This window comes from Pedobacter sp. AK013, from assembly GCF_014205835.1.
Classification (GTDB): Bacteria; Bacteroidota; Bacteroidia; order Sphingobacteriales; family Sphingobacteriaceae; genus Pedobacter.
The window spans coordinates 288583-302439 of sequence record NZ_JACHCQ010000002.1; the positions used below are offsets into that span (position 1 = coordinate 288583).

A 13857-nucleotide genomic window follows, 5' to 3' on the forward strand; every position below is an offset into this window, starting at 1 on the left:
TTCTTCATTTCATTCAGAATGATAGATCTGAGGTGGAAAACGATTGAAGATATTTTTTGTTATTTTGAGAAACAAATAAAATAGCAAAGCTCATTTATACATGCGAAAATTCTTACAACGTTTACTCAGTGCCTGGATTATTCACATGTCGAATAAATTTGGTTCAAGACCCAACCGTAAACGTATCCATTCGGCTTTAAATAAACTTTATAAAACCATAAATACCAACCCTGGAAAGCGCGGACTTATTTTTGAAGTTACCGATTCAGACAAATTTATCATTCTATCAGACCAGCATAAAGGTGCCCGTGATTATGCAGATGACTTTACTTTAGCTGAAAAGAATTACCTAAAAGCACTCGAATACTACAGCCAGCAAGATTTTCATTATATAAATCTGGGTGATAGTGAGGAGCTTTGGGAGAATTTACTCGAATCTGTAATCAAACACAATAAAGAAACTTTCGAAGCAGAAAAAGCCTTTATTTCTAAAAACCATTTCACTAAGATATTTGGCAATCATGATTTATATTGGGATAATGATCCTTTAGCCGGATTTAACCTCAATAGAATTTACGGAACCAAAATCCATATTTATGAAGGCGCAATATTAAGGGTACCGCTTGGTTCGCATAAACTTGATATTTTCCTAACCCATGGGCACCAGGGCGATTTACAGAGTGATGGAAATTGGTTTAGCAAATGGTTTGTGAGTACCATTTGGGCGTCCCTACAGTCGTACCTTCAAATTAACCCCAATACACCCGCCTATGATAACCAGCTTAAAACAACCCATAACACCCTAATGTATGATTGGGTAATTACAAAAAAGAATGTAGCCTTAATTACAGGGCACACGCACCAGCCCGTTTTTGCATCTTTAACACATTTGGAACGGATTTATATAAAATTAAACAAAGCCAAAAAGGAAAAGAATGCCAATGATATCGCTTTGTTAAACACGGAGCTTCATAAACGGATAAAAGAGGGGGATAAAGCACCACACTTCGGCAAATACAAGCCAGGTTACTTTAATAGTGGATGCTGTTGCTTTAGTGATGGCGATATAACTGGTATCGAAATTGATAATGGTTTTATAAGACTTATAAAATGGTCTTATCATAGAAACGCTATACCAGAAAGAATTTTACTTGAAGAAATGAAACTCAGCGACTTATCAGATTTAAACCTATTTAATGGGTAACGTGACGTAAAAAGTAGCACCCAAATCTTTTCCATCGCTTTCTACCCATAATTTCCCTTTATGGATATCAACAAGTGCATTTGCCGTAATAAGCCCTAACCCATAGGTGTTTTCTTGATTGGTGCTTACCGAGCTCAGTCGGGCGAATTTAATAAAAACTTTATCTAAGTCTTCTTTAGTTAGGCCTACACCATTATCTTTTATCGAAATAGTTACCTCGTTATCAGATATTTGATGAGTGATATAAATATCTTTCCCTGCAGATGAGAACTTGATGGCATTATTAATCAACTCCCTAAAAACCGTTATTAGTTTATCAGGGTCGGCGAAAATTTCAACAGGATCCCCAATGTCAATAAAAACAGTTTGATTTTTATACTTAAGAAGTAAATTGAGTTCTCTTTTTACCTGTTCTAATATTTCTTTTAAATCTATTTTATCTATTTTGGGCTTAAATGAGTGAGCTTCTTTCCTGGCAGAACTTAAAATGCCGTTCAGATTATCAATCATTTTTTTAGATTGTGTATTAATCTTACCCGCAATTAACAAAGATTTATTATCAATACCCGGAATGCGTCCAAGTAATTCAGATTGAAGTGAAATGGTAGTCATGGGGTTTTTAAGATCGTGAACAAGCACATGTAAACGATCATCGTAGGCTCTTAAAGCCCTTCTAATTGCAATTCTAGATTCCAGCTTTTCTATTACCATACCGGCTAAATGCCATAGCATTTTCAACTGCTGCTCTTCAACCGGTTTAAACTTAGTATCTGCAACGTAAATCAGACCAAGTTCATAACCCTCGGGCGACGTGATAGGGACAGAGGCGAAAAAAGTATACGCATCATTTTTTAAAGGTAAGCCGATAGATGATCCTATTTGAGCTTTTACAAACACATTCCCATCCGTATGAAAACCAATACCTGCATGAGGAACATCAAATATTTCAGCAGCCAGTTGTGCAATCAGATCAAAAGCACTTTCTGCAGGTGTGCTTAAAATCTCATAATCTGTTAATTTCCTTAAACGCAAGGTTTCATCTGATAGAATTATATTATTTGCTTTTTCGTTGTGCATTTAAGGTTTAATTAACTTATATGGGCGAATAAATAAAGGTAAAAATTATGCGCAAATGCTATAAATAATATAAACAATTAAGTCATAAATTTCGTTAATATAATATTGGGGATATAAGGCGGCAAGCGTTAAAATTACTATCAAAACAGCTTAAATAATGAGATTATATATAGAACGTAAACCTGTTAAGGTCAACCCAGACACTAAAAGAGTTATTGCCCGTTTCTTTTTTAACGGAGAGGAGAGAGCATTAGAAGTAATCAGGAAGGTTTTAGAATTTTCAGATGAAAAAGTATTTTCGCTGATATCGCCCATATTACAGGAATATTCTAAAAGGCACCGGAATATTACCAAAATCTTAACCCGGCACTGTAAAAAATTAAAAAAACAATTTGTAGCCTTAGGTACTTCGTTCGAAGATATTGATGAATATACCAGATTGCTGATTGGTGCCTATTTTACACATGAATATTCAATAGAATCGGCCGCTTTTTTTAATCCGAGTATTGTTGATGATCCTGATCAAACGGATTTAGTAGAGGGCGAGAAGCGGGTAATCATCAGCTTTAGAGCTGTAGGTGAAGGGCATATTTCTTCAATTGTTTTCCGGCGTGCTTTAATTGATAAAAACAACAATATCCAGGTTTTGCCTGTTGGAAATTATGTTGATGAGGCTGAAGTGGTGAAAAATGCCATTTATGTTAAAAAATTATTTCTAAAAAAAGCCGCCTATGCGCAGATTGATCCTTCTGTTCTAGAAGAAATTGAATCAAAACTCGGTGATAAATTTGAATACACCAGTTTAAGCAACATCATTAAAGATTCTAAAAGTTTAAATAAGGAAGACCCATCCCGTTTAATCGAGTACGACAAAGTACTTTGGTTATCAGATACTTACCACACCATCACTTTTTCAAAAGATACCGATATTTCTGATCGTGTAATTTTTCCTATTTCAGAATTTGAACGTAAAGGGATTGAAGATGCGCGTTTTGTAAAATTTATTAAAGATGACGGCAAAGTTCTATACTACGCCACCTATACTGCTTTCGACGGGTCTTTAATTATTCCCAAATTAGTACAAACTGAAGATTTTTATGAATTTAAAGTGATCCCACTTTATGGCGATGGTGCACAAAATAAGAACCTGGCACTATTTCCACGAAAAATTAAAGGAAAATATGTGATGATGAGCCGGATAGACGGCTGGAATAATTACCTGATGTTTTCTGATAAAGTTAATGTTTGGGAAAACCCTGTTCTTTTAAAACAACCGCGCTACGACTGGGAACTGGTACAAATAGGCAATTGTGGCTCTCCGATTGAAACAGAAAAAGGATGGCTTGTAATTACGCATGGCGTGGGACCAATGCGGAGATACTGTATTGGAGTAAGTTTGTTAGACCTTGAAAACCCGAGTATAGAAATAGGGCATTTAAAAGAACCACTGATTATTCCTAATAACGATGAACGAGAAGGTTATGTTCCAAATGTGGTATATTCCTGCGGATCGATTATCAGTAACGGCGAATTAATCATTCCTTATGGTTTATCAGATTATAGTTCTTCATTTGCAACGGTTAATTTGGAATTATTATTGGCGAAATTGTTGGAAAATAACTAGAGGTTTATCTTCTCAATCGATCGTCTTGCTGAACTTGTTTCAGCATCTTACTGGTCATCAAGACCCTGAAATAAATTCAGGGTGACGATCGTCTCGACTTAATTAGTCAAAATACCAAAAAGGCTGATTCATTTTTCTGAGCCAGCCTTCATATTTCCAAGACAATTTAATTTTTCTAGTTACATTTATTGGCCTCTACTAAGGGCGAAGACAAGGTTTCATATTCTGCTTCGGCAGCTTTCAGAATAGCTAAATGTGAAATAAAATAGGCCAAGGTACTTTCAGCGCCTTGGTTTCTGTTCACACTATTAAACTGTAATCCATCTGCACAACCATGAGTTTCATAATCGTATAAAGGAATGTGCAGGCTATTTTTGCCCAAAAACCATTTATAACTGATATGCATTAAATTCAGGTACTTATCATCTTTCGTAATCTCGAAGGCTTTTGCATATAATAAAACCATTGCCATGGTTTCTATAGCCTGTTGATCGTAAATCGGATTTTTACCATGCTTTTTCATCCAACCCGCATTTCCAACCGGATTTAAATATCCATTTTCGAAAGAAAAACCATTCAAAAATTCGATGCTTTCCATTGCAACCTTATACGATTCCACGTTTCCTGTAACATCATAATGATGAAGTAAAGCCAAAGGTAAGATTGCATTATCATAGGTAAGAATATCTTCAAACCAATGCCAGTTGTCCTCTTTATTTTCGTTATAAGATGTTACTAATGCAATGGCTAATTGATCAATTTCATTGGTAATCAACTCATCTCCAGGATGGGCACATAGATAATAAGACAATCCGATAATCGTATTTGCTTTTCCGCGTAAATATTTTAATTTATTAAAATGTATTATAGAATGTGAGAATAATTCTTTTCCAAATTCGCGATATGAGTTGTTTGGCGCACTACAAACTAAATATCCCAATGCCCAAATAGTTCTCCCAAATGAGTCTTCAGATCCTACCTCATCCAAATACTGCCGATTAAAGCTCAAAAAATTCCTGAAATTTCCATCCTCTGTCTGCATGTATTGAATAAAGCTTAAATAAACTGGCATGAATTTTAAAGCTGTAGGGTTCTTATCTTGTTCTACAGCCATTATTGTCATAATTAATGCCCTGGCATTATCATCAATACAATAGCCTTCCTTCAGGTTTGGAATACCAAAACGGGCATGTTGTATAATCCCTGTATCATCAGTTAGTAAGGAAATATGATTTAAATTCAATATAGGCATACTTTCTACATCTATTATCGGCGGAATAATCCTTTCGACTTTAGTTTCTGTTAATAATGCCTCATTTAACACATTAAGATAAACATTTCCAATAGCTGGCCAACGAAGGCTTAATCCATATTGATAAGCATTTTGCCTTAGTTTTTGATATTTATCCTGATCACTTAAAAGCTCATTAATAATATTGGCAAGTTGTGCATCATTTTTAAAATCAAATAATCTGCCCCTGTTATCGGCTAAAAGCTCTTGTGCATGCCAATATGGGGTAGAAACTACTGCGGCACCTGCACCAATGGCATACGATAAAGTACCACTGGTTATCTGGGCTTCATTTAAGTAAGGCGTAATATATAAATAACAAGCTGTTAAATACTGATGCAATTCTTCTTCAGACACGAATTTATTAACAAAAGCAATATTATTTGCTACACCTAAATCTTTCGCCAATGCTTTCAAACTGTCGCGGTATTCTTCACCATTATGTTTTACTACGCCAGGATGGGTATTGCCTAAAATTACATATAAAATATCTGGATGTTGAGCCACAATGTTAGGTAAAGCTTTAATTACGGTTTCTAAACCTTTATTTCTGCTAATTAAGCCAAATGTAAAAAGCACTTTTTTACCTCTAAATAATTCAGTCCGTGCGATTTCATTGTTTACCACAGGCTCTAAATCCGGAACGCCGTGTTCTATTAGTTTAATAGATGTTTTTGGAATTTGATATACACTGCTTAAAAACATGACAGCCTTTTTGCTCATCACTACTAATTTAGCCGATTTAGATGCAATCTCCTTAATAATGGTTTGCTGCATAAAATTTGGTTCTTTTAAAACGGTATGTAAAATAGTAATGAATGGCTTTTTTAACCTATTAATTAACGACAATAAAAACACACCGCTATTACCGCCATATATGCCAAATTCATGCTCAATAATACAGGTTTGTACATCGCTCTTATTGATAAAATCAGCGGCGTTGATGTAATCCTGCTGATTTTGTTGCCGGATAATAAATTTTACTTCGTTTGGGTAATGATGTTCCTTAAGATCGTCTGATTCATTTAACGCAATTACAAAGCTTTTCTGTGAATCATAAGTGGGATTTAAGCTTAAAGCATTCACTAGATTTTGATTAAAGGTAGCTAAACCACATTCACGAGGGGGATAGGTTGAAATATAGGCTATTTTCATCTTTATAAATTGTTTTCAATGGTAATGAATCAATCATGATCTCCTAATACTTTTGAAAAATCATGATGGTTGCAAGTATTTATCATTGGCTTGATGATTAAATAACAGCGCATAATCTAAATAGTTTGTAATTTCAGCGATTTACAATCAATAAACCCAAAACAATCTGATTTAGGCAGGTGTTAATAAGTAAATATTTAACTATGAGATCAATATGGAAAGGTTCGATTGGATTTGGTTTGGTAAATATTCCGGTTAAGTTGTTTTCCGGTGTTCAGAATAGCAACCTCGATTTAGATATGCTCGATGAACACGATCATGCCAAGATTAAATTTCTAAGAGTGAACGAAAATACATATAAAGAGGTGCCCTATGAGAAAATAGTTAAAGGCTATTTTTTAAAAGATAAGTACATTATTTTAGATAAACACGATTTTGAAGAGGCAGCACCTGAAAAAACTAAAATTATTGAGTTAGAGAATTTTGTTGACTTAAAAGATATTAATCCTATTTATTACGAAACGTCTTATTATTCCGAGCCTGAAAAACAAGGCAAAAAAGCGTATGGATTATTATTAAAAGCATTAGAGAAATCGGGTAAGGCTGGCATAGCCAGGTTCGTATTAAGGAACACAGAAAACCTTTGTGTAATCCATCCTATGGAACATGTAATTGTGATTACAAAAATCAGATTTGAACAGGAAATCAGGAGTCTATCAGAAATTAATAAAGTAGATGATATTACCATCACCAAAAAAGAAATGGATGTAGGATTAGCCTTGATTAAACAATACAGTTCAAAATTCGACTTAAGTGCCTTTAAAGATGATTACAGTAGCGAATTATTGAAGATTATTAAAGCAAAAGCTAAGGGGAAACGGGCAACGGTTAAAAAAATGAAACCACAAAAAGCCACGAGCGATGATCTGTACGATCAATTGATGCAGAGTTTGGGATCGAAAAAAGGAGCTTAATCAGTTGGCAGTTTACGGCTGGAAGTTAATATAAAGTAATGCAAAATCGCATTGAAGTGTTTACCACTTCAATGCGGTTTTTTTTATTTAAAAGCAGCTCTTAACTGATCAGCAGCATAAGCCTGAGCGGCTTTCGCTTCTGGTACTAACGGCACCATGCCAAAGAATTCGTGTGTTACGCCATCATAATTTTTACTGTCAACTTTTACTCCGGCAGCTTTCAGTTTATCAGCTAGCATAACTCCATCATCGTGCAAAGGATCTATTTCGGCCGTAATAATAGTTGTTGGCGGAAGTCCTTTTAAATTGGCGTTAATTAATGATATTTTAGGGTCCTGCGCTTCGATGGTGGTGTTCAGGTATTTTTCCATAAACCAGTTCATCATGGCTTTGTTTAATGGTTTTGAATTTTCATACATGTTATAAGATTTGGTATTCATATCTGCCTGGGCAATAGGGTAGATCAAAACTTCGTGCACAGGAAGCATAATGTGTTTGTCTCTGGCCATAATGGACACATTTGCTGCTAAATTCCCGCCAGAACTTTCACCAACCACTGCAATCTTAGCCGGATCTGCCTTTAAGTCTACAGCATTTTTCACTGCCCATTCGTAGGCGGTAAAAGCATCGTTATGCGCTGTAGGGAACTTGTTTTCGGGTGCAAGGCGGTAAGCTACTGAAACCACAATGGCACCAACATGCTCGGCTAAAGCCTGGGCAGATGCATTATACACATCTAAATTGGCAATAACGAAACCACCACCGTGATAATAAACAATAAGTGGATAGGGGCCATTTCCTTCTTTGGGCCTATAAATGCGCAAATGGATTTTACCCGCATTAACATCAATATCTTTACCCATGGTATCTACCTTAGGTACTGGTACAGCAATATTATTCTGCTGTATTAAATCCATTACTGCATCTTTTGGCGTATGGTTCTTACGTGCATCAGTAGCAGTTAAAGTTTCTAAAGGCTTATCCCCATAACTACTTAATTTCTCTATAACTGCCTGCATTTCTGGCTTTATTGTTTTTCCCCACTCTGGAGCAGGCCCTGTAGGTTTTAATGCCCCGGTCAATGTCGAGTCTGTTATAGTCGAATCTGTAACGGTAGCCGTTTTTGTTCCGTCCGAACAGGCACAAAGTAAAATAGCCAAACCACAAACAAAAGTAATAGGTTTTAAGAAGTTGGTTTTCATAAGATTGTTTTATTGATACATATTGTTTCTATAACAGCATCAGTAAGATAGTGTTTTTGATACTACGTAAATTTCAGAATTTAATTAAATGGCAAACATCTTGGCGAATTGGTGTGTTCATTAACTAAATGAAATTTTATGCTAACAGAAATAATAGGATTGCCAGACCATGTTTTTGGTGTAAGAGCTACCGGAGAAGTAACAAGCGACGATGTAAAGAGCGTTTTATTAACCGGTTTAAAAAGAACGGCTGAGCGATTTAAAGAAATTAGATATTTATTGGTTTTAGAAACTGATGTGAAAAATTTTACAGCTGGCGCATGGGTAGAGGATGTTAGAGCTGGTCTGCAGAATTTTACTAGATGGAAAAAAATTGCCGTAGTAAGTGCCGAAAAAGGGGTGGAGTGGTTTACTGATATTTTTACAGCTGCTACGCCCGGTAAATCTAAAGGCTTTAAGCCAGAAGAAATAGAAGAAGCAAAAGCATGGCTAAATGCTGAAGACTAATTTAAAACAGTATATGAAAAATTCTAAAACAGCGGCCGAAAGTAGCAAGGCTACCGCACCGAAAAATGCAAAAGCTAAAGGAGCTGATGATAAAGTAACATCAGCCAAAGATGCAAAGAAAGTAAGCATAACTAAAAACACGCCCGTTAAACACAAAAAAACCTAATAATTATAAGAAGAATTAAAAAAAACACCAGAACGAAGAATAGGCGTGTCTGCTTTTGAAGATAGTGGCTTTAAAGCAAGTTCAAATATTTAGGATAATACACGTGGTTTTACAGATACAATACTTTCTTTTTTGGAGGTATTGACAGAAAAACGTAAAACTGGGAGGAATAAAATTACCTTGTATGGTTGAGTAAAAAACTATTTTCTCAGCAAAGCATAAATTTTGTCCATCAATTCATCGATATTAAAAGGCTTGGCCATAAAATCGTCTGCTTCAATACCATTCAACGTATAGTTGTTTGCATTATAACGGGCAGAAATCATCAAAACGGGAATATGATTTGTAGTTGCAGTATCTTTAAGTTCTTTTAAAAGTACCCTCCCATCAGCGTCAGGGAGCATTATGTCCATAATTATTACATCTGGGTTAAATTCCTGAACACGGTTAATAAAATCAGCACCTTTGTTTAATCCATCAACATTAAAAGCTTCGCTTTCTAAAATAAGGGTTATAACATCTAGGATTGCATGGTTATCTTCAATAACCAAAATATTTTTCTTTGCCAAAGTTTGAATGATTTTTAAAAATTCAAACAAATATATAATAAAAAATAAATCTCAAATCTGAAATTACCAAATTAGAGTGATTCTAAAAATAGGCTTAATATTTGTTAATTCGTGAAATTAAATACGCTGAAATATCAAATATATATATGACTAAATTTTCTGTAGACCTTACCAATTGCGATAAAGAACCCATTCATATTCCTGGTAAAATTCAATCACATGGCCTTCTTGTAGCGGTTGATAAGAACAGCTTGTCTATTACCTATATTAGTGAAAATGCTGAAGTTTTTTTAGGGGAACAAGCCAGAAGTTTACTAAACAAACAACTTTCGACTTTAAATCGGTTTCTTAAACAACAAAATCCAGCGTTTGAAATTGAAGACTTACTTAAGCTGGGTATTATCCGTAAAAGTTTTGATGCCATTAGCCCCCATCCCGTTGAAATTAACGGCCGCTCTTATTATTTAATTATTTCTTCATCGAAAAGTGACTGGCTATTAGAATTTGAGCCAGTAACCTTACAATTCGATATTCAGAGTTCCATAGGTCGCTCTGCCTCATCTATGCTGCAGGGGAAAAGTATTTCAGCTTTGTTAAAAGGTGCTGCGCAAGAAGTAAAAAAACTGATCAATTACGATCGGATTATGATTTATAAATTTTTAGATGATGGGCATGGCGAAGTTGTGGCAGAAGAAAAAGAGGCAGAGTTAGAACCATTTTTTGGATTACATTACCCTGCATCAGATATTCCGAAACAGGCCAGAGCGCTTTATAAACTAAATTTAACCAGGTTAATTGCCGATGTAAATATACCCGATTCACCCATTCTTACTTTTAAAGAAAACGAAGCACTTGATTTAACCAATAGTGCCTTACGTGCAGTATCGCCCATACATATTCAATATTTGAAAAATATGGGTGTTTATTCGAGTTTTAGTATATCCTTAATCGCTCATGGCGAATTATGGGGTTTAATTGCCTGTCATAACTATAGTCCTAAGTTTATAGATTATAAAGCCAGAGAAGGAGCTAAACTAATCGGGCAGATCCTTTCTTCTGCATTAGAATATCGTCAGGAAGAAGAGGATACAGCGGTTATTGAGCAATTTAAAAATACCGCTAACATACTTCAAGAACATTTAAACCGCGATAAGTATTTAGTAGAAGCCATAACCACGCACAAAAGAACTATTTTAGATACCACTAAAGCTTCGGGAGTGGTTATCATATTCGACAATGAACTTAAAACCATTGGAGATGTACCATCAGAGGAAGAAATAAGAGAACTTGCAGAATGGTTGAAAACGAATAATGATGAATCGATCTATCATACCCATAGATTGTCTGAAATCTATTCTCCAGCTAAAAAATACAAGTCAATCGCCTCTGGAATTCTATCTTGTGTATTAAATAAAGAAATGGGCGAAATGATCATCTGGTTTAAGCCCGAAATCATTACTACTGTAAATTGGGCGGGAAATCCCGAAAAGCCCGTAGTTCCATCAGAAAATGGCTTGCTGAACCTGTCGCCCCGCAAATCTTTCGAAACCTGGTCGCAGGTAGTTAATAATACCTCAGAAAAATGGATGGCTGAAGAAATCGCCTCTGTTTTAAGGATACGCGAAATTATTATTACCGATATCAATAAAAAGGCTAACGAAATTAGATTACTTAATGAAAAGTTGCAGGCCGCTTACGAGGAATTAGATACTTTTAGCTATACCATATCCCATGATTTAAGAACACCATTAACCTCAATAAAAACTTATGCTGAACTTATCCTCAAGAATAAAAGTATTGATGAAAATGGCCAAAAAATGCTGGGTAGGATTTTAATAGGTGCAGATAAAATGAATTTCTTAATTAAAGAGATTTTAAATCTGGCAAGAGTTGGCCGTTCTGAGATAAATTTTGAAACAATTAATGTAGAATCATTATTAAATGAAATAAAAAGCGAAGTGTGGTCAGCTTTTAAAGCCGATCATAGCGAATTAATTTTAGGGCAACTACCACATATCAAAGGAGATAAAACCATGATTGCACAGCTTTTCACCAATTTGATTGGTAATGCGGTAAAATACTCTGCTATGGTAGATAAACCTAAAATTGAGGTTTCTGCGTATATAGATGAAGGAGAAACTATTTATGCGGTTAAAGATAATGGCATAGGAATAGATAACCGTTATTACGACAGGGTTTTTGAGCTTTTTAAGCGTATGGATAATGTTAAGAATATAGAAGGAACAGGAGTGGGGCTTGCTATTGTAAAAAGAATTGTAGAAAAACACAATGGCCGGGTTTGGTTTGAAAGTAAATTAAATATAGGATCGACTTTTTTTGTAGCTTTTAAAAACAGGTAAAATGAAAACACCAGATATATTTTATGTTGAAGATGATGTAGACTATGCATTTTTTATGCAAAGTGCTATACAAGAGGTTAAAGACACCCTTAATTTAGCTATTGTTGAAGATGGTACAGAAGCATTACAAAAACTTCAAAATTTTGCTGAAAGTAGAATCAAGCCTAAATTAATATTGCTTGATTTGAACTTACCCGGCTTATCAGGCTTAGATCTCTTAAAATTTATACGGGATATTCCTTATCTCAAAACAATCCCCGTAATCTTGTTCTCTACATCAGATAATCCTGATGATGTTAAAGCATCAATGGAATTTGGGGCCAATGCCTACCTTACCAAACCCGATGGTTACGAGAACCTGGTTAAATGTGTACATTCTGTGCACGATTTCTGGTTTAACCAATATCTGAGGTTAAATTAAATTTCACAAAACATATGGAGAGATTCGGATCTTAATCCGGATCTTTTCTTTTAATAATTAAATTTCCAAATATGATTGCCAATTTATTGAGAACAGAAACAGCAGAAAGCCATAAAACATTAGAATCTTTAATGTTTGTTAATGAGATTATGAACAATTCCTTAAGCATCGATCAATATAAAAAGCTGTTAACCATAAATTATATTATTCACCAAAAATTAGAGAACGTGCTTGCAAATATGTTAGATGCAGATATAGCCGAATCATTAGAAATGAAAAGCCGGTTAAAGCTTTCGGCTTTAGAACAAGACTTAAATTATTGGAGTATAGATAGTTTAACATTACCAGGTTTAGATTTTGAATTGTTTGTTCCAGAAAAAAATACGGCAGAAATTTTAGGTGCGCTGTATGTGTTAGAAGGAGGTACATTGGGCGGAAACGTAATTAAAAGGCATATTTTAGCCAATCCCAATTTTAAAGATCACGAAGGAGGCTTAAATTATTACGGTGTTTATGGCGAAGAGCTAAGTGCAAAATGGAAAATATTTATCTCTGTAATAAACCAAACCGTTGCTGAGGAAGATTATAAACGTTGTATAAATAGCGCCAACTTAACCTTTAATAACCTGATCAACTTATCAAAACAACTGAATTAAGTTGCCAAATTTTGAGATCAAAAACAAAAAAAATACGTCTATAATAGTGTCAGGGCATTTTTTTGATTGTGTAAATGTGCAAAACTTCTTTCAAATAAATATTTGCTTTCTGTTGTTAATTCAAGGTAAATATGTATTATTGAAAAAATAAATTTTTTAAACCTTAAAAACATCAATTAGCGATGGAAAAATTCTCAAAAGTTAAAGCTGCTGTTGCTGCTATTGAAGCAGATGTAGAAAAATTTTATAATGCTGGCAATGCAGCTGCTGGTACTCGTGTGCGTAAAGCAATGCAAGATCTTAAAGTTTTAGCACAAGAAATCCGTGCAGAAGTAACTGACAAGAAAAACTCTGGAAAATAATATTTCGCGAGTAGAAACAAAAAGGGTTCTGGTATGCCAGAACCCTTTTTGCGTTTAAAGTATATCGTACTGTCATCCTGAACGACAGTGAAGGATCTCTAGCCGATGGAATACTGATTTCTGAATTTACAGGCTTTTAATGTAACTCTTTTTATTATTGTATAACGCCCATTAGGGAAGAGATGCTCCATTGCATTCACTGTTGTCCGGAGAAATATTTTTTTGTTTATAAAAAAGGGTAGCTTTAAGTCTACCCTTTGTAGTGTTATATTTGAGTTACCACACCTAA

At 34.8% G+C, this 13857-nt stretch carries 13 protein-coding genes; 9 read left to right on the forward strand and 4 right to left on the reverse strand.

Annotated elements, in window-relative coordinates; all coding sequences use genetic code 11:
• The first annotated feature begins 100 nt into the window (after positions 1-100).
• Positions 101-1204 (forward strand): metallophosphoesterase, encoded by a 1104-nt coding sequence (locus HDC90_RS02550; protein ID WP_184463556.1) that lies wholly within the window; start codon positions 101-103, stop codon positions 1202-1204.
• Here the strand turns inward: HDC90_RS02550 and HDC90_RS02555 are convergent.
• Entirely contained in the window at positions 1190-2281 is a 1092-nt protein-coding gene (locus HDC90_RS02555; RefSeq protein WP_184463559.1) for a sensor histidine kinase KdpD, read from the reverse strand. The genes HDC90_RS02550 and HDC90_RS02555 overlap by 15 nt on opposite strands.
• A gap of 157 nt (positions 2282-2438) precedes the next feature.
• Between HDC90_RS02555 and HDC90_RS02560 the strand changes: the two genes are divergently transcribed.
• Complete coding sequence (locus tag HDC90_RS02560) at positions 2439-3905, forward strand: glycoside hydrolase family 130 protein (RefSeq protein ID WP_184463561.1); 1467 nt, start codon at positions 2439-2441, stop codon at positions 3903-3905.
• A 175-nt stretch (positions 3906-4080) separates the two neighbouring features.
• On the opposite strand, the gene HDC90_RS02565 is transcribed toward HDC90_RS02560, so the two are convergent.
• Positions 4081-6351 (reverse strand): glycosyltransferase family 4 protein, encoded by a 2271-nt coding sequence (locus HDC90_RS02565; protein WP_184463563.1) that lies wholly within the window; start codon positions 6349-6351, stop codon positions 4081-4083.
• A 203-nt stretch (positions 6352-6554) separates the two neighbouring features.
• Here HDC90_RS02565 and HDC90_RS02570 point away from each other — a divergent pair, with 203 nt between their 5' ends.
• Positions 6555-7325 (forward strand): Ku protein, encoded by a 771-nt coding sequence (locus tag HDC90_RS02570; protein WP_184463565.1) that lies wholly within the window; start codon positions 6555-6557, stop codon positions 7323-7325.
• An 83-nt stretch (positions 7326-7408) separates the two neighbouring features.
• Here the strand turns inward: HDC90_RS02570 and HDC90_RS02575 are convergent, their stop codons facing one another.
• Positions 7409-8527, reverse strand: coding sequence for an alpha/beta hydrolase (locus tag HDC90_RS02575; protein WP_184463567.1), 1119 nt, complete (start codon positions 8525-8527; stop codon positions 7409-7411).
• A 138-nt stretch (positions 8528-8665) separates the two neighbouring features.
• On the opposite strand from HDC90_RS02575, the gene HDC90_RS02580 reads away from it, so the two are divergent.
• Both HDC90_RS02580 and HDC90_RS02585 read left to right on the forward strand, forming a co-directional pair.
• Positions 8666-9034, forward strand: a complete 369-nt coding sequence (locus HDC90_RS02580; protein WP_184463569.1) for an STAS/SEC14 domain-containing protein — start codon at positions 8666-8668, stop codon at positions 9032-9034.
• 13 nt (positions 9035-9047) lie between these two features.
• Complete coding sequence (locus HDC90_RS02585; RefSeq protein WP_184463571.1) at positions 9048-9200, forward strand: hypothetical protein; 153 nt, start codon at positions 9048-9050, stop codon at positions 9198-9200.
• A gap of 200 nt (positions 9201-9400) precedes the next feature.
• On the opposite strand, the gene HDC90_RS02590 is transcribed toward HDC90_RS02585, so the two are convergent.
• On the reverse strand, positions 9401-9799 hold the full coding sequence (locus HDC90_RS02590) for a response regulator transcription factor (protein ID WP_255497451.1): 399 nt from the start codon (positions 9797-9799) through the stop codon (positions 9401-9403).
• Positions 9800-9915: 116 nt separating this feature from the next.
• On the opposite strand from HDC90_RS02590, the gene HDC90_RS02595 reads away from it, so the two are divergent.
• The 4 genes from HDC90_RS02595 to HDC90_RS02610 all read left to right on the forward strand — a co-directional run bounded on the left by HDC90_RS02595 (position 9916) and on the right by HDC90_RS02610 (position 13568).
• Positions 9916-12129, forward strand: coding sequence for an ATP-binding protein (locus tag HDC90_RS02595; protein WP_184463573.1), 2214 nt, complete (start codon positions 9916-9918; stop codon positions 12127-12129).
• A 1-nt stretch (position 12130) separates the two neighbouring features.
• A complete protein-coding gene (locus tag HDC90_RS02600) occupies positions 12131-12550 on the forward strand; it encodes a response regulator (RefSeq protein WP_184463575.1) in 420 nt (139 codons plus the stop codon).
• Between the two features lie 71 nt (positions 12551-12621).
• Positions 12622-13206, forward strand: coding sequence for a biliverdin-producing heme oxygenase (locus HDC90_RS02605; protein WP_184463576.1), 585 nt, complete (start codon positions 12622-12624; stop codon positions 13204-13206).
• Positions 13207-13388: 182 nt separating this feature from the next.
• Positions 13389-13568 (forward strand): hypothetical protein, encoded by a 180-nt coding sequence (locus HDC90_RS02610; RefSeq protein WP_010602585.1) that lies wholly within the window; start codon positions 13389-13391, stop codon positions 13566-13568.
• The last annotated feature ends 289 nt before the right edge of the window (positions 13569-13857 follow it).